15 protein-coding genes are annotated in these 14,906 nt (G+C 73.3%); 8 read left to right on the top strand and 7 right to left on the bottom strand.

Annotated features, from left to right (window positions below; genetic code table 11):
- Positions 1–21: 21 nt before the first annotated feature.
- The 4 genes from CLV34_RS12640 to CLV34_RS12630 all read right to left on the bottom strand — a co-directional run bounded on the left by CLV34_RS12640 (position 22) and on the right by CLV34_RS12630 (position 2,813).
- Entirely contained in the window at positions 22–558 is a 537-nt protein-coding gene (locus tag CLV34_RS12640) for a DUF6584 family protein (protein WP_157803837.1), read from the bottom strand.
- A gap of 13 nt (positions 559–571) precedes the next feature.
- Positions 572–697 carry a hypothetical protein gene (locus tag CLV34_RS17215; RefSeq protein WP_281255198.1) on the bottom strand — a complete coding sequence of 42 codons (126 nt, stop codon included), beginning with the start codon at positions 695–697 and terminating at the stop codon, positions 572–574.
- Between the two features lie 14 nt (positions 698–711).
- A complete protein-coding gene (locus tag CLV34_RS12635; RefSeq protein ID WP_100350665.1) occupies positions 712–1,698 on the bottom strand; it encodes an aldo/keto reductase in 987 nt (328 codons plus the stop codon).
- 98 nt (positions 1,699–1,796) lie between these two features.
- On the bottom strand, positions 1,797–2,813 hold the full coding sequence (locus tag CLV34_RS12630) for an LLM class flavin-dependent oxidoreductase (RefSeq protein ID WP_100350664.1): 1,017 nt from the start codon (positions 2,811–2,813) through the stop codon (positions 1,797–1,799).
- 77 nt (positions 2,814–2,890) lie between these two features.
- Between CLV34_RS12630 and CLV34_RS12625 the strand changes: the two genes are divergently transcribed.
- Positions 2,891–3,895 carry a TIGR00341 family protein gene (locus tag CLV34_RS12625; protein ID WP_100350663.1) on the top strand — a complete coding sequence of 335 codons (1,005 nt, stop codon included), beginning with the start codon at positions 2,891–2,893 and terminating at the stop codon, positions 3,893–3,895.
- A gap of 31 nt (positions 3,896–3,926) precedes the next feature.
- Here CLV34_RS12625 and CLV34_RS12620 read toward each other — a convergent pair whose 3' ends face one another.
- Positions 3,927–4,466, bottom strand: a complete 540-nt coding sequence (locus tag CLV34_RS12620; protein ID WP_100350662.1) for a GyrI-like domain-containing protein — start codon at positions 4,464–4,466, stop codon at positions 3,927–3,929.
- 52 nt (positions 4,467–4,518) lie between these two features.
- Entirely contained in the window at positions 4,519–5,307 is a 789-nt protein-coding gene (locus tag CLV34_RS12615) for an SDR family NAD(P)-dependent oxidoreductase (protein WP_100350661.1), read from the bottom strand.
- Between the two features lie 183 nt (positions 5,308–5,490).
- On the opposite strand from CLV34_RS12615, the gene CLV34_RS12610 reads away from it, so the two are divergent.
- Positions 5,491–6,549 carry an RNA polymerase subunit sigma-70 gene (locus tag CLV34_RS12610; RefSeq protein WP_100350660.1) on the top strand — a complete coding sequence of 353 codons (1,059 nt, stop codon included), beginning with the start codon at positions 5,491–5,493 and terminating at the stop codon, positions 6,547–6,549.
- Positions 6,550–6,558: 9 nt separating this feature from the next.
- Here CLV34_RS12610 and CLV34_RS12605 read toward each other — a convergent pair whose 3' ends face one another.
- Entirely contained in the window at positions 6,559–6,744 is a 186-nt protein-coding gene (locus tag CLV34_RS12605) for a hypothetical protein (protein WP_100350659.1), read from the bottom strand.
- A gap of 320 nt (positions 6,745–7,064) precedes the next feature.
- Here CLV34_RS12605 and CLV34_RS12600 point away from each other — a divergent pair, with 320 nt between their 5' ends.
- From CLV34_RS12600 to CLV34_RS12575, 6 genes are all read left to right on the top strand, one after another.
- Positions 7,065–8,759: an MDR family MFS transporter gene (locus CLV34_RS12600; protein WP_211289447.1), complete on the top strand. Its 1,695-nt coding sequence runs from the start codon at positions 7,065–7,067 to the stop codon at positions 8,757–8,759.
- 23 nt (positions 8,760–8,782) lie between these two features.
- Entirely contained in the window at positions 8,783–9,199 is a 417-nt protein-coding gene (locus CLV34_RS12595) for a MarR family winged helix-turn-helix transcriptional regulator (RefSeq protein WP_211289446.1), read from the top strand.
- Positions 9,200–9,288: 89 nt separating this feature from the next.
- A complete protein-coding gene (locus CLV34_RS12590) occupies positions 9,289–10,674 on the top strand; it encodes a threonine/serine exporter family protein (protein ID WP_100350657.1) in 1,386 nt (461 codons plus the stop codon).
- A gap of 93 nt (positions 10,675–10,767) precedes the next feature.
- Positions 10,768–12,303, top strand: coding sequence for an MFS transporter (locus CLV34_RS12585; RefSeq protein ID WP_100350656.1), 1,536 nt, complete (start codon positions 10,768–10,770; stop codon positions 12,301–12,303).
- A gap of 107 nt (positions 12,304–12,410) precedes the next feature.
- Positions 12,411–13,025, top strand: a complete 615-nt coding sequence (locus CLV34_RS16750) for a TetR/AcrR family transcriptional regulator (RefSeq protein WP_100350655.1) — start codon at positions 12,411–12,413, stop codon at positions 13,023–13,025.
- Positions 13,022–14,755, top strand: coding sequence for an MDR family MFS transporter (locus CLV34_RS12575; protein WP_342747226.1), 1,734 nt, complete (start codon positions 13,022–13,024; stop codon positions 14,753–14,755). The genes CLV34_RS16750 and CLV34_RS12575 overlap by 4 nt, the downstream gene beginning before the upstream one ends.
- The last annotated feature ends 151 nt before the right edge of the window (positions 14,756–14,906 follow it).

The following is a 14,906-nucleotide window of genomic DNA, read 5'->3' as shown; positions in this document are numbered from 1 at the left end:
GGACGCGTCAGCCGGACCGGGTCAGGACCCGATCAGGAGCCGGGCGCCGTGCACGACGAGCCACGCCACCCCGACCACGGCCGCGCCGACGAGCCCCGCCAGGGCGACGAAGATCAGCCCGACGCCGACGCAGCCGGCGGTGTCGCGCAGGCTCGTGGCGGGCCAGGGCGGGTCGTGCGCCATCGGTCCCTCGAGGGTCACGCTCCTGTGCTCGGACGCCGTCGCCGCGTCGACGAGGGCGGTGAGTCGCGCCGCAGCGACCGGTCCGGCGACGTCGACCGGGCCGCGCCACTGCATCGACCGCATCCGGAGGAAGGGGTCGGGGTAGCACCGCTCGAACGCGGCGACCTCGCGCGGGTCGCGCTGCTCGGCGAGGTAGGACCAGCGTCCCGCCTGGGCGGCGTCGCCCCCGCGGCGGTAGGCCTCGGCGAGCGCGAGGCGCAGGTCGAGCCGGTCGGGGCACGACCGCACCAGGCCGCGCAGCCGTCTCCGAGCGAGCGCGGTCCGGCGCGCGGCGAGCTCCGCCTCGGCAGTTCGGAGGGTCTCTGGCCACGGCACGCGGCAGAGCATCTCAGGGTCCGGTGGTCGGGTGCACCTTTCCGGTGAGGCCCGCGCGACCGATCTCCTGGACGGACTCGCGCAGCGCTCGTGCTGCGGCGTCGGCGTCGGACGCGCGCAGGTTGCCGTAGCCGAGCACCCGCGAGGAGACCGTCAGGCGGCGTCGAGGCGGGCACGGACGTCGGCGTCGAGCTCGAGGTCGGCGGCGCCGAGCAGCTCGTCGAGCTGCTCGACCGAGCCGGGACCGATCACCGGGACGACCGGAGCCGGGCCGCCTGTCATCCACGCGAGGGCGACCTGGTTCGGGGTGGCGCCGAGCTCCTGGGCGACGTCGCGCAGCCGAGCGCGGCGCTCGTGCGTACCGGGGTGGTCGAAGCCGTCCCACAGCGGCTTGTCGTCGCGGGTCAGGGCGCCCTGCATGAGCGGGGAGTAGGCGACCACGGTCAGCGGATGCGTCCCCTCGGCAGTCGCCGCGCGGGCGTAGTGCAGGAGCTCGTCGGACGCGACGTTCGTGCGGCCGGGCTGCGGCACCGGGTAGAGGTAGCTGTGCTGCTGCTGGACGAGGCCGTACGGGGTGACGCCCTGGCGGACCGCCTCGGCACGCGCCTCGACGACCCGGTGGAGGGCGACGTTCGAGATGCCGGTGATCCCGACGAGCCCCTCCGCCTGGAGCTTCCCGAACGCTCCCACGGTCTCGCTGAGCGGGGTGTCGAGGTCGTCGACGTGCCCGTAGAGCACGTCCACGTGGTCCAGCCCGAGGGCGGTGAGGCTCGCGCGGGCGGCCCGGTCGACGGTCGATGCCGACAGCCCCTCGAAGTTGGTCGGCGGGGTGCTCGAGAGCGGGAGCGCGGGGTCCTTCTTGGCGGCCCCGACCTTGGTCGCGACGCGGACCCGGTCGCGCGCGCCGCGGTCGCGGAGCCAGCGCGCGAGCACGCCCTCGCTCCCGTGCGCGCGGCCGTCGGGCGTCCACTCGCCGTAGTTGTTGGCGGTGTCGAGGAACGTCCCGCCGGCGTCGACGTACCGGTCGAGGATCGCCCGGGCCGTCGCCTCGTCGGTGCGGTTGCCGTAGTGCATGGTGCCGAGGCAGAGGACCGAGACGTCGAAGCTCGTGGTGCCGTCGGACAGGGTGCGGTAGCGCATGGGGTTGCCCTCTCGTGGTCGGACCTCCACCGTACGGACGAGCGGCCCGGGGCGACAGGCCGATCCGGCGGGACTCGACCAGGCCAACGCGCTCGCGATCAGGCGCCGGGGGCCCATCCCAGCGCGGGGCCGAGGCGCTCGGCCATGTCCGTGAGGATCTGCACGTAGTCGTCGTGCGCGAACGTGAACGGGAGCGCGAACGCGACCTCGTCGACCGCCCGGAACGCCGCACGGGCGCGCAGCCTCTCCGCGATCTCGTCGGACGGCCCGACGAGGTCGGGGGCGAACATCATGCGGGCGGGGCCCTGCGGCTCGCGGGTGCGGGGCAGGCGCGACGCAGCGTACTCCTCGTAGCGGGCGCGCTGCTCGTTCGTCGCCGAGTCCGTCGGCACGACCACGAGCCCCTGGGACACCCGGGCGGCGGCCCCGGCAGGGTGCGCGGCGCGGAACGCGTCGATCTGCGCCCGCTGCGCGGTGTCGAAGTCGTCGGACGCCTCGGCCTTCACGACGCTGCTGGTCAGCAGGTTCAGGCCGTGCTCGCCCGCCCAGCGCGCCGACCGCAGGCTCGCGGCGCCGTACCAGACGCGGTCGACCAGCCCGGGCGCGTGCGGCTCCACCCGCTCCGAGAACGTCTCGATGCCCTGGGTGCCGGAGAACGACGACGCCCGCCGGCCACGGAGCAGCCCGAGCAGGCGCTCCACACGGCCGTACGTGAAGTCCTCCGACGCGGCGCTGTCGGGGTAGAGCGCGTCCTTGACGTCGTCCCAGTGGGCGGGCGGCCCGATGCTGACGCCCGGGTTGAGGCGTCCGTCCGCGAGCACGTCCACCGTCGCGAGGTCCTCGGCGTACCGGAGCGGGTTCTCCCAGCCGAGCGGGGTGACCGCGGTGCCCAGCTCGATCCGCGTCGTGCGCTGCGAGGCGGCGGCGAGCACCGTGAGCGGCGACGAGATGCCGTGCTGGAGGTGGCGGTGCCGCAGCCACGCCGAGTCCAGCCCGAGACGTTCGCCCAGCTCGATCAGGGCGAGCGTCGACTCGTGCCCGGCCCGCGGGCTCGCCGGGTCGAACAGCCCGATCGTCAGGAAGCCGAGCCGGCGCAGCGGGAGTCCCGAGGTCATGCGGTCACCCTACTGACGCGGTGCCACGCCCGGGGTGTCGTGGCGGCCCGCGTCGCGCTGCGTGGGACAGTGCGCAGATGGCGCGCAACGTGCTCGGTGCTGTCCTCCCGGCGTCGCAACGCAGGACGCTCGACAACCTGTCCGACGAGCTCGACCTGGGTGCCGGGGACGTCGCGTCGAAGCGGTCCGCCTTCTGGACCATGCTCGTGCTGTCGGCCGTCATCGCGTCGGCCGGCATCGTCTCGGACTCCACCGCCACGGTCATCGGCGCCATGATCATCGCGCCGCTCTCGACGCCGATCATGGGCGTCGCGATCGGGCTCGCGCGAGGGTCGTCCGCGACCGTGTGGCGGTCGCTCGGCTTCGTCGCGGGCGGCATGGTGGTCGTCGTCTCGATCGGCGTGCTCGTCGCGTGGCTCCTGCCCAACGACGCGAACATGCTGACGAACTCGCAGGTCACCGGCCGCACCTCGCCCGGCCTGTTCGATCTCGTGTCGGCGCTGGCGACCGGGTTCGCGGGGTCGGTCGCCCTGGCCCGCCGCGACGTCGCGGCGGTGCTGCCGGGGGTCGCGATCGCGATCTCGCTCGTGCCGCCGCTTGCCGTGGTCGGCGTCTGCCTGGGGTCGGGCGCCCCCGTCTCGGCGGCAGGTGCCCTCGTCCTGTTCCTGTCGAACCTGCTGTCGATGGTCCTCGCCGGCACCCTCGTCTTCACCGCCGCGGGCTACACCGTGGAGGCGCTGCGGCGACGCGAGCACCGCCGCGCCTACACGGCGATCACGCTGCTGCTCGTCCTCGTGACCGTGCCGCTCGTGGCGAACGCGGTGCTCACCGGGCTCGTCTCGAACGCGGCGCACCACACCGAGCAGGTCGCGACGCAGTGGGTCTCCGCCGTGCCGGGCGCGGAGGTCACCGACGTCTCGGTGGTCGGGCGGGACGTGCAGATCGCGGTCAGGACCCCCGACGGAACCGTGCCGCCCACGGACGACCTGCTCACCGCCCTCGACGGCGAGCTCGTCGACGGCTTCCACGTCAGCGTCGTCACGACGCAGGGAGCCACCGTCGACGTCGGCACGACCGACTGACCGGGGCCGACGCGGGGACGGCAGCCCGGCGTCAGTCGGCGAGCCGGAACGCGAGCTCGGTCTCCCAGCGGTCCATGTCGGGCTCGTCGCGCGGGTCGGTGAGGTACCACTCGATGCGAGAACCCCACACCTCCCCGTCGTCGCCAGGTGCCGCGTCGAAGGTGAGGCCCTGGCTGGCCGCGTACCCGAGGAACGCCCCGGTGGCCGCCTCGAGCGAGTCGGGGTGGCCCACGTGGACGACGGTGAGGTACCGGCCGGCCGGGATCTCCCCGAGCTCCAGACCGTCGGGGGCGGAGAGGGAACCGGTCCCCGGGTCGGGGCCGAGGACGGGCACCCCGGCTTCGACGACGAGCGCCCGTTCCATGTCGATGACGCGGTACCGCAGGAGCGGCGGGCCGGCGAGTGCAAGACCGGCGTCGAGCGCGTCGCCGACCACGCGTCCCATCTCGTGCGCCAGCTCGTTCAGGCCGGCCATCGGAACGGTGCGGCTGAGGTAGACGTAGGGGAGAGCGGCACGCTCGTCCACCCGGTAGGTGCCGGGCGGCGCGCCCGCGGTCGAGTAGGTGCTCATGCCCTGGTTGACCGCGGGGGCGCCCCGAACTCGTCGGCTGCTGCTCGCGGGTTCAGTCGTCCAGGCTCCCCATCGTGAGGTTCACGATGGTCCCGGTCATCCCGCTCGCCCGGTCGGACGCGAGGAACGCCGCGACCTCGGCGACCTCCTCGACGGTGGACGACCGTCTCGGGTGCGTCGACCCGGCGAGCCGCGCGACGAACTCGTCCCAGGTGAGCCCCGACGCCGGCTTGGCGGCGAACACGGCCGCCATGGTGGGGGAGTCGGGGATCGCGTGCGGGCGCACCCCGACCACGCGCACGCCGCGCGGGGCGAGCTCGAGCGACAGGTCGCGGACCATGGCCTCCTTCGCGGCCTGCGCCGGCCCGTACCCACCGTTGAGCGGGGAGCCGGCGCGGGCGGGCAGGGCGCTGACCGTCATGATCACGCCGGAGCCCTGGGGCACCATGCGCCGTGCCGCGAGCCGGGCCGTCACGAACCAGGTGCGCGCGTAGGTCACGACGGGCAGCAGGAACCGGTCGACGTCGAGGTCGGTGAGCGGGCTGCCGAGCACCGACCGGTCGGACAGGCCGACCGCGTTGAACGAGACGTCGACGCGCCCGGCGGCGGCGACCACGTGGTCGAGGTGGGCGTCGACGGCGTCCTCGTCGAGGGCGTCGACCTCGGCGGCCTCAGCGCGCCCGCCCGCCTCCTCGATCGCGGCGACCACCTTCTCGGCCGGGCCGAGGCGGTGGCCCGTGACGAACACCCGGGCGCCCTCGCGCGCGAAGGCGCGGGCGACCGCGCCGCCGATCGTCCCGCCGCCTCCGTAGACCACCGCGACCTTGTCGTCGAGCAGCATGATGCGTCCTTCCGTCGGTCCGCCGGACGGTCCCGACGGTGTGCGCTGGTGCAGACACCGCCGTCGCGCCAGAGTGGGCGCGGGCCAGCAGCGCGAATCGGCAGGGCGCTCGCGCCCCGTTCGACGGCCGGGCGGTGTCCGTACCCGTGCGCGCGTGGGGCGCGCCGGACCAGAGGGAGCGGGATGAGCATCGAGGACGCGGCGACGGATGTGCTGGAGCGGGCGCGCGGAGGGGACGAGACGGCGTTCGAGCGGCTGGTGCGACCGCACCGCCGTGAGCTCCAGGCGCACTGCTACCGGATGCTCGGCTCGTTGCAGGACGCCGAGGACGCGCTCCAGGAGACCCTGCTCGCCGCGTGGCGCGGTGTCGGCGCGTTCGAGGCGCGGTCGTCGGTGCGCACGTGGCTCTACCGGATCGCGACGAACCGCTGCCTCAACGCGCGGCGGGCGGCGGGGCGTCGTCCGCCGGCGGCCTGGGCCGTCCCGGGGCTCGAGCCACCTCCGCCGACACGGTTCGGGGAGGTCGCGTGGCTGGAGCCGGCGCCCGCGTCCTGGACGGACGGGCTGACCGACGTCTCTGCCGGTCCGGCCGGCCCGGAGGGTCGGTACGTCCAGCGCGAGACCGTGTCGCTCGCGTTCGTCACCGCGCTCCAGCAGCTCACCCCGCGCCAGGCCGCCGTGCTCGTGCTGCGCGACGTGCTGGGGTTCCCGGCGCGCGAGGTCGCAGACCTGCTCGGCACGTCGACCGAGTCGGTGACGAGCGCGCTCAAGCGGGCGCGGGCGGGGATGGGTCGGTACCGCGAGACGGTCGCGGGACGGGAGCCGTCGCCGGCCGCGGGGTCGCATCGTGAGGACGCCGTCGCGGCCCGGTTCGCGGCGGCCTACGTCGCGGGGGACGTCGAGGGCGTCGTCGCGCTGCTCACCGACGACGCCTTCATGGCGATGCCGCCGGTGCCGTTCGAGTACGTCGGGCGCGCGGCCGTCGGGGCCTTCTGCGCGGCGCTGTTCGCGATGCCGCGCGAGCTCGGGCTGGTGCCGACGCGGGCGAGCGAGCAGCCGGCGTTCGGGCAGTACGCCCGGATGGACGACGGGTCGTGGCGCGCGGCGGGTCTGGTCACCGTCGCGCTCGCGGGCGACCGCGTCTGCGAGCTGTCGCGGTTCGACCCCGCGCTGCTGGAGCGCTTCGGCCTGCCGTCGACCCTCCCGGCGGACGACGCGCGGGTCGTCCGCCGGGGTCGTTGAGCCGTCGCGTCAGGCGCGGGCGCTCAGGTGGGCGACGACCGCGTCGGCGGCGCGGTCGATGCCGTCCGCGAAGCGCGTGGTCTCGTCGCCGTGCAGGAGCGGTGCGCCCCAGACCTCGGTCGCGACGTTCGACGCGATGAGGCTGGCGATCTCGTCGCGGAGGGTGTCCTGCGAGGAGGTGATGGTGTCGGTCATGACGGCGTCCCTTCGGATGGTGTTTCTCGGTGGGGGCACGCCGTTGTGTCGCAGTGCTCTTCCAGGGTAGGACGGCGCCGCGGTGCGTGGGCGGGAGGGTGACGCAGGTCTCGCGTGACCTCCGACACGCCCCAGAAGATTGCCTGTAGCAATCAGATGCGATTATGGTTACCCAACGCAATCAATCTGCGGAGACCGGTCCAGCGACGCATCGGCACGTGACCGGGCAACCCCCGGCGCACCGCGCACCCCTGACCCCACCGTCCCGCAGCCCCGCACCCGGGGTGATCGGGCACGGCCCTGCCCTGCGAGGAGCACCCATGTCCGACACGCCCGTGTCGACGCCCGCCGGAAACACCGTCGCGCCCACCGTCCACCCTGCCGCCGACGCGCCGATGAGCCACCGCCAGATCATGGAGGCGCTCAGCGGCCTCCTGCTCGGCCTCTTCGTCGCCATCCTGTCGTCGACCGTCGTCTCGAACGCGCTGCCGACGATCATCTCCAGCCTGCACGCCAGCGAGACCGCCTACACCTGGGTCATCACGGCGACGCTGCTCGCGATGACGGTGTCCACCCCGATCTGGGGCAAGCTGTCGGACGTCATGAGCAAGAAGCTGCTCGTGCAGCTCGGCCTCATCGTCTACGTCCTGGGCTCCTGCCTCGCCGGGATCTCCCAGAACGCCGGGACGCTCATCACCGCCCGCGCCATCCAGGGCATCGGCGCCGGAGGCCTCACCGCCCTGGTGCAGACGATCATCGCGACGATGATCCCGCCGCGCGAGCGCGGCCGGTACGCCGGCTACATGGGCGGCGTGTTCGCCCTCGGGACCATCGCCGGACCGCTCATCGGCGGCGCGATCGTCGACACGTCGTGGCTCGGCTGGCGCTGGTGCTTCTACGTCGGCATCCCGTTCGCGCTCATCGCGCTCGTGGTGCTGCAGAAGACCCTGCACCTGCCCACCGTGAAGCGCGCCGTGAAGATCGACTGGGCGGGTGCGACGCTCGTCGCCGCCTCCGTCTCGCTGCTGCTCGTCTGGGTCTCCTTCGCGGGCAACAAGTACGACTGGATCTCCTGGCAGACGGCCGCCATGGTCGGCGGCTCGATCGTCCTCGGCGTCGCGTTCGTGCTAGTGGAGCGCCGGGCCGCCGAGCCGATCGTCCCGCTGCACCTCTTCGCGAACCGCAACATCACCCTGGCCGTCGTGGCCTCCCTGCTCGTCGGCATCGGCATGTACTCGGGCACGACGTTCCTCAGCCAGTTCTTCCAGCTGGCCCGCGGCGACTCGCCGACGGCTGCCGGCCTGCTGACGCTCCCGATGATCATCGGGCTCGCCGCGATCTCGCTCGTCTCCGGCCGGTACATCACCCGCACGGGGACCTGGAAGCCGGTGCTGGTGCTCGGCGGCGTGGTCACCGTCGTCGGCCTGGTCCTCATGGGCACCGCCCGCGCCGGCACGAGCTACGGCCTGCTCGCGCTCTACATGTTCCTCATCGGCGCCGGCCTCGGCATGACGATGCAGAACCTCGTGCTCTCCGTGCAGAACCAGGTGGAGCGCAGCGAGCTGGGCTCCGCGAGCGCGTTCGTCGCGTTCACCCGCACCCTCGGCGGGGCCGTGGGCGTCTCGGCGCTCGGCGCCCTCCTCGCCACCAAGGTCGTCGACTACGTGACCGACGGGCTGGCGCAGGCCGGCATCCCCGCGGGCGCCATGTCGGGCGACAGCGTCCCGAAGGTGTCCACGCTCCCCGAGCCGGTGCGCGGCATCGTCGAGAGCGCCTACGGCCACGGCGTCGCCGACACGTTCCTGTGGGCCGCCCCCTTCATGTTCCTCGCGCTCGTCGCGATCGTGTTCATCAAGGCGGTGCCGCTGCGCACCAGCAACGACGAGGCCGTGGTCTCGCCCGTCGAGGAGCTGGCCGCGGACGCGGGCGTCGCCCTCATCGAGGAGGACCTCGCGGGCGTCGCTGCCGACGAGCCCGTCGCCGCCGGCGCCCCCGGCCGGCACGTCAAGGGCTGAGGCCGACGCCCACCATGGACGGCATGGACGCCGTCGAGCGGGAGCTCGCCCTGCTCGCCCGTCGCTCGCGCAACGCGTCACGCCGGATGGCGCGGGACGTCCACCCTGACGTCGACGCCGCCGCGTACGGCCTGCTCGCCCGGCTCTGGGAGGCCGGCGCGGGCAGGCCGAGCGAGCTCGCCGCACACTTCGGCGTCGGGAAGCCGACCGTCGCCCGCCAGCTCGCGTGCCTTCAGCAGCTCGGGCTGGTCGAGCGCCGGCCCGACCCCGAGGACGGCCGCGCGCACCTCGTCGACCTGACCGAGCAGGGTCGCGGTCGGGTCAGCGTGCAGCGCGAGGAACGGCAGGCCGTGCTGCGGGACCGGTTCGGTCAGTGGTCGGACGACGAGCTCGCCGAGCTCGTGCGCGTGCTGGCCCGGCTCAACGACGTCCTCGTCTGACGGGTCCGACGACTGCCGCGGTCGGCGCCCGGTCACGAGGTCGCGGGTCCGGTCGCGCGGCCGGGCGCGGGCTGCGAGAGCATCGACGCATGTCCGACGTCCCGCCCGAGCACGGAGCGCCAGAGCCTGCACCGCCGCCGACGGTGCACGGGCCCGTGGTCCGTCGCCCCGACTGGCGCGACCGGTTCGTCCGGGCGCTCACCGAGGGGCGCCGGCGGCCCGGGCCCGCACCCGTCGACCCGCCGACGAGCGAGGTCGACCCGGACCTCGTCCCTCTCCTGACCCGCCTCGGCGCGGGCCTGCTCGACGCGGGCCAGGCGACCAACGAGGTCGAGGACGCGCTGCGGCAGGTCTCCCACGACCGGGGGGACACCGAGATCAGGTCGTTCGTGGTGCCGACCGGTGTCCTGATCCAGGTCGACGAGCCTGCGGGCGTGCGCACCTACTACGAGGGGTCGACGGGCAGCGGGTTCCGGCTCGACCAGGTCGCCGCCCTGGACCATCTCGTCGACGACCTCTCGGCCGACCGTGTGGGCCTCCACGACGCCCGCATGCGGATGGCAGCCATCGAGGTCTCACCGCCACGGTTCGGTCCGGTCGTCGCGGTGCTCGGGCACGCGCTCCTGTCGATGGGATTCGCGCTCTGCCAGCAGCCGACGCTCTCGGCCGTGCTCGGGGTGGCGCTGCTCGGCGCGCTCGTCGGCGCGGCGCGGGTCGCGGTGCCGGGGGGAAGCTCGATCGCCACCGCGCTGCCCGTCCTGGCGTCGTTCGTGGTGACGCTCCTCGCGATCGGCGTCCTCGGACCCTGGCTCCACGCGGGGGCGATCGACCTGATCGTCCCGCCGCTGATCAGCCTGCTGCCCGGCGGCGCGCTCACGACGGCGACCCTCGAGCTCACGCACAACCAGATCGTCTCGGGGGCGAGCCGGCTCGTCTTCGGCCTCGCCCAGCTCCTGCTGCTCGCGTTCGGCGTCGTCGCCGGGATCACCGTGCTCGGAGCGCCCGACCACACCGTGGGCGAGTTCCTCCCGGCCTGGGTGCCGTACGTCGGCGTCGCGCTCGTCGCCTGCGGGGACGTGCTGTACCAGTCGGCGCCGCGCCACTCGCTCGGCTGGATCGCCCTGACCCTCTACGCGGCCTTCGTCGCGCAGGCCGTGGGAGCCGTCGTGCTCTCGCCGCAGCTCTCGGGGTTCCTCGGCGGCTTCGCGCTCGTCGTCGTGGCACGGCTGATCGCCCGTTCGCCGGAGCGTCCGTCGCGCCTGGTCACCGCCCTGCCCGGCTTCTGGCTGCTCGTGCCGGGCAGCCTGGGGTTCCTGGGAGTGTCCGAGGTGATCACCTCGGGGGCCGAGGCGATCACCCAGCTCGTCGACATGGTCCTGGCGCTGTTCTCCATCGCGCTGGGCATCCTGACCGGGACAGCGGCGTCCCGGCAGGCGTCGACCATCACGCGCAGCCTCACCGGTCGCCGGCGCTGAGCACGGCTCGTCGCGACGTCTCGCCGCTCGTCCGGCAGGCTGGGGACGACACCCGCGCAGGTGTCGTCCGGACTGCCCGTGGGGAGTGCTGCCGTGACCGCTGAGACATCCGCCGTCGGGCGGGACGCCGCGAAGCAGCCGTCTGCCAAGAGCGTCATGCTCGTGATCGCGCTCGCCGTCCTCGTGACGTCGTCGGCCGCGAGCAGCCTGAACCTCGCGCTGCCGTCTGTGGCGGAGAGCACCGGCGCGACGCAGACGCAGATGCTGTGGATCGTCGACGCGTACACCGTCCCCATGGCGGGGCTCCTGCTCGCAGCCGGCGCGTTGGGCGACCGGTACGGCCGCAAGCGGGTGCTGCTCACCGGGCTCTCCCTGTTCGGCGTGGCGGCCCTCGTCGCGTGCTTCGTCGACGACCCGGGCGTCCTCATCGCGTGCCGCGCGCTCATGGGGATCGCCGGCGCTCTCGTCCTGCCGACCACGCTGTCGATCATCACCACGACGCTGCCGCCCGAGCGGCGCGGCACCGCCGTCGGCACGTGGAGCGGTCTCGCGGGTGCCGGCGCGGTGCTCGGCATGTTCGCATCGGCGTTCCTGCTGCAGTTCTTCGCCTGGAACTCGGTGTTCGTGCTGACGGTGGCGCTGGTCGTCGTCGCGGTGGTCGGGGCGGTCCGGGTGCTCCCCGACAGCCGGTCCGAGGACGAGTCCCGGCTGGACCTCCTGGGCGCGCTGCTGTCGCTGCTCACGATCGCGGCGCTCGTCGTGGCGCTGCTGGAGGGGCCCGACCGCGGGTGGACCGACGGGCTCGTCCTGCTGCTCTTCGCCGTCGGCGTCCTCGCGGGCGCGCTGATGGTGTGGCACGAGCTGCGCACGCCCCATCCGATGCTCGACCCGCGCTGGTTCACGATCCGCGGCGTCGAGACCGGTGCGGTGACGAACCTCGTGCTGTCGATGGCGGTCTACGGGTTCATGTTCCTCACGACCCAGTACCTGCAGTTCGTCGGCGAGTTCACGCCGCTCGAGGTCGTGTGCACCATGGTGCCGTTCGCTCTCGTCATGATCCCGCTGTCCCGGGTCACGCCCCGCCTGAGCGTCCGGTACGGCGCCAAGGCGACGATGACGACGGGCTTCCTGGTCGCGGCGGCCGCGTTCGCCGCCTGCCAGCTGCTCACGGTGGACGTGCAGGTCGTGCTGGTCCTCGCCGGGCTGATCGGTCTGGGCGTCGGGATGGCGGCCGTGTCGCCCCCTGCGACGGCCGCGATCGTGCAGTCCCTCCCGGCGGAGCACCAGGGGGTCGCGTCCGCCATCGGTCAGACCGCGCGCTCGGTGGCAGGTGCGCTGGGCGTCGCGCTCATCGGCGCGCTGCTCAACTCCGGGTACGCGTCGTCGCTCGGCGACCAGCTGCCGCCGCAGGCGCCACCGGACGCCGCGCACGCCGTCGAGGCGTCGATCGCCGCGGCGAACGCGATCGCCGACCAGGTCGGTCCGAAGGGGCAGGCGCTCAGCGACGCCGCTGCCCACGCGTTCGTCGACGGGTACGGCGACGCGCTCCTCGGCGCGCTCGTCATCGCGCTGGTCGGTGCGGCCTACGCCCTGTGGCGCGCCCCGGGGCGTGCGGCCACCGTCGACTGACCCGCCTGCTCGTACCTCCCGCTCGCCGGTCGGCGTCCCTCCGCGTGTGTCACGGCTCACGCGGAGAGCCCTGACGTCGAATAGTGCAGACATGCAATAATGCAGGTGTGCAAGTACATTCCCTCCGCGAGCGCAAGCGCCTCGAGACGCGTCGTCGCATCGCTGACGCAGCCCTCGACCTCGCGCTCGAGCACGGCCTCGACGGCGCGACCGTCGAGGCGATCGCCGCGGCCGCCGACGTCTCGCCGCGCACCTTCTTCAACTACTTCGAGACCAAGGACGACGCGCTGCTCGGCATGCCCGACGCGCGCGACACCGTCGACGTCGTCGCGCGCGTCGTCGCGGCAGCCGACGGGCTGACGCTGCGCGAGGTGGCCGTGCGCCTCCTCGTCGAGCGGATCGGTCCCGGCTTCGACGCCGAGGCGCGCCACGAGCAGCGGCACGAGCTCGTCCACCGTCATCCGCAGCTCTTCGCGACCGCGTTCCGTCGCATGGCCGACGCCCAGGACGCGTTCGCGTCCGCGGTGCGCGCCGTCGCGACGCAGCGGGCCGTCCCGCAGGACGCCGGCCCGGCCTGGGCCGACGTCCTCGTCGCTGCAGCGGTCGGTGCCGTCCGCGCCGCAGCCAAGGAGCAGGCAGCCTCCGACGCCGGGCTGCCCGTCAAGAACCTCGAGGAGCGCGCGAACGCGCTCCTCGCCAGTGCATGGGAGAACCTCCAGTGACCAGCAAGAAGCCTCTGCTGCCGCAGGCGTCGTCGGCGTCGTCCGCATCCCGGGTGTCATCGCCCGCGACGACCGCGACGACACCCCCGGACGAGACGTCGCACCGCGGCGTGCTGCTCGTCTTCTCGGGCCTGCTCATCGCGATGCTGCTCGCGTCGCTCGACCAGACCATCTTCTCGACCGCGCTCCCGACGATCGTCGGCGAGCTGCACGGCGTCGAGCACATGGTGTGGGTGACCACCGCCTACATCCTGGCGTCCACCATCGTGATGCCGGTGTACGGGAAGCTCGGCGACCTCGTGGGGCGCAAGTGGCTGTTCGTGGGCGCGATCTCGATCTTCCTCGTGGGGTCCGTGATCGGCGGCCTCGCGCACAGCATGCCGACGCTCATCGCCGGGCGTGCCGTCCAGGGCCTCGGCGGCGGCGGTCTCATGATCCTCGCGCTCGCGATCATCGCGGACGTCGTCCCGGCGCGGGAGCGCGGCAAGTACAACGGGATCATGGGCGCAGTGTTCGCGGTGTCGTCCGTCGCCGGCCCGCTGCTGGGCGGCTACTTCACCGAGGGGCCGGGCTGGCGCTGGGCGTTCTGGATGAACGTCCCCCTCGGCGTCCTCGCGATCCTCTCGGCCGTGAAGTTCCTCCACCTGCCGCACCGCGCGACGGCGAAGCCGCGCCTGGACTACGCGGGCATGGTGCTCATCGCCGTCGCCACGACGTGCGTCGTCCTCACGACCACCTGGGCGGGCTCGACGTACGACTGGGCCTCGCCGCAGATCGTCGGCCTGCTCGTCGGTGCCGTGGTCGCGGGTGTCGCGTTCGTGCTCGTCGAGCGTCGTGCGGCCGAGCCGGTCATGCCGATGGACCTGTTCCGGAACCGCAACTTCAACCTGGCAACGGTGGGCGGCCTGCTCGTCGGCATCGCGATGTTCGGCGCGATCGCGTACATGCCCACCTACCTGCAGATGGTGACGGGCGCGTCGGCGACGAAGGCCGGCCTGCTCATGATCCCGATGATGTTCGGGCTGCTGCTGACCTCGACGATCACCGGCGCGCTGATCTCCCGCACGGGGAGGTACAAGTGGTACCCGGTGGCCGGGATGGTCGTCACCGCGGGGGCGCTGCTGCTCATGTCGACGATGACGCCCGACATGGCCGTGTGGGTCATCTGCTCGTTCATGGCGCTCATGGGCGTCGGGCTCGGCATGACGATGCAGAACCTCATCCTGGTCGTGCAGAACTCGTTCTCGATCAAGGTCGTCGGGACGGCGACGTCGTCCAACAACTACTTCCGCCAGATCGGGGCGTCCATGGGCTCCGCGATCGTCGGCTCGGTCTTCGCGAGCAACCTCGCGAACCTGCTCGCCGAGCGGATGCCGGCATCCGCGGCGGCCGGCGCGGGGAGTGCGAACGACTTCACGCCCGAGGCCGTCCACCAGCTGCCCGCTCAGGTACAGGACGTCATCGTCGGTTCGTACAACGACGCGCTGACGCCGATCTTCCTGGTCATGGCTCCGCTGGCCCTTCTCGCGGCGGTGGTGCTCGCGTTCATCAAGCACAAGCCGCTCGCGCAGCGCATCGAGCGGGAGGCGGTGAGCGAGGCGCTCGAGATCGACGGCGCGACCCACCAGGCGCTCGAGCCGGTGCTCGAGGTCACGGCCGGAGGGGCCGAGGCCGCCGAGCCCGCAGACGAGGGTGCAGGACCCAGCAAGGTCGGCGCCGGCGCGGTCTGACGCCTCGCTGGGGTCAATGCCCGTCAGGCGCGGCGGCCGGGCGGGCGCGGCGGCCCAGCTCGGCCGCTGCCAGCAGCAGGAAGGCCGTCAGCAGCAGGCTCGCCACCATCACCGTGACGAGCACCTCGGGGGTGTCGATGAACGAGGTGCC

Source organism: Luteimicrobium subarcticum (genome assembly GCF_002798015.1).
In the GTDB taxonomy this organism is placed as follows: domain Bacteria; phylum Actinomycetota; class Actinomycetes; order Actinomycetales; family Cellulomonadaceae; genus Luteimicrobium; species Luteimicrobium subarcticum.
The sequence above is the reverse complement of the archived record's forward strand: the minus strand, read 5'-3'. Positions and strand labels throughout refer to the sequence as shown.

Excerpts from the sequence above, each read along its gene's own strand:
- CLV34_RS12630 (WP_100350664.1), bottom strand. The coding sequence starts at position 2,813 with ATGACCTCGGGACTCCCGCTGCGCCGGCTCGGCTTCCTGACGATCGGG.
- CLV34_RS12635 (WP_100350665.1), bottom strand. The coding sequence starts at position 1,698 with ATGCGCTACCGCACCCTGTCCGACGGCACCACGAGCTTCGACGTCTCG.
- CLV34_RS12595 (WP_211289446.1), top strand. The coding sequence starts at position 8,783 with ATGGACGCCGTCGAGCGGGAGCTCGCCCTGCTCGCCCGTCGCTCGCGC.
- CLV34_RS12625 (WP_100350663.1), top strand. The coding sequence starts at position 2,891 with ATGGCGCGCAACGTGCTCGGTGCTGTCCTCCCGGCGTCGCAACGCAGG.
- CLV34_RS12620 (WP_100350662.1), bottom strand. The coding sequence starts at position 4,466 with ATGAGCACCTACTCGACCGCGGGCGCGCCGCCCGGCACCTACCGGGTG.
- CLV34_RS12605 (WP_100350659.1), bottom strand. The coding sequence starts at position 6,744 with ATGACCGACACCATCACCTCCTCGCAGGACACCCTCCGCGACGAGATC.
- CLV34_RS12600 (WP_211289447.1), top strand. The coding sequence starts at position 7,065 with ATGTCCGACACGCCCGTGTCGACGCCCGCCGGAAACACCGTCGCGCCC.
- CLV34_RS12590 (WP_100350657.1), top strand. The coding sequence starts at position 9,289 with ATGTCCGACGTCCCGCCCGAGCACGGAGCGCCAGAGCCTGCACCGCCG.
- CLV34_RS12615 (WP_100350661.1), bottom strand. The coding sequence starts at position 5,307 with ATGCTGCTCGACGACAAGGTCGCGGTGGTCTACGGAGGCGGCGGGACG.
- CLV34_RS12610 (WP_100350660.1), top strand. The coding sequence starts at position 5,491 with ATGAGCATCGAGGACGCGGCGACGGATGTGCTGGAGCGGGCGCGCGGA.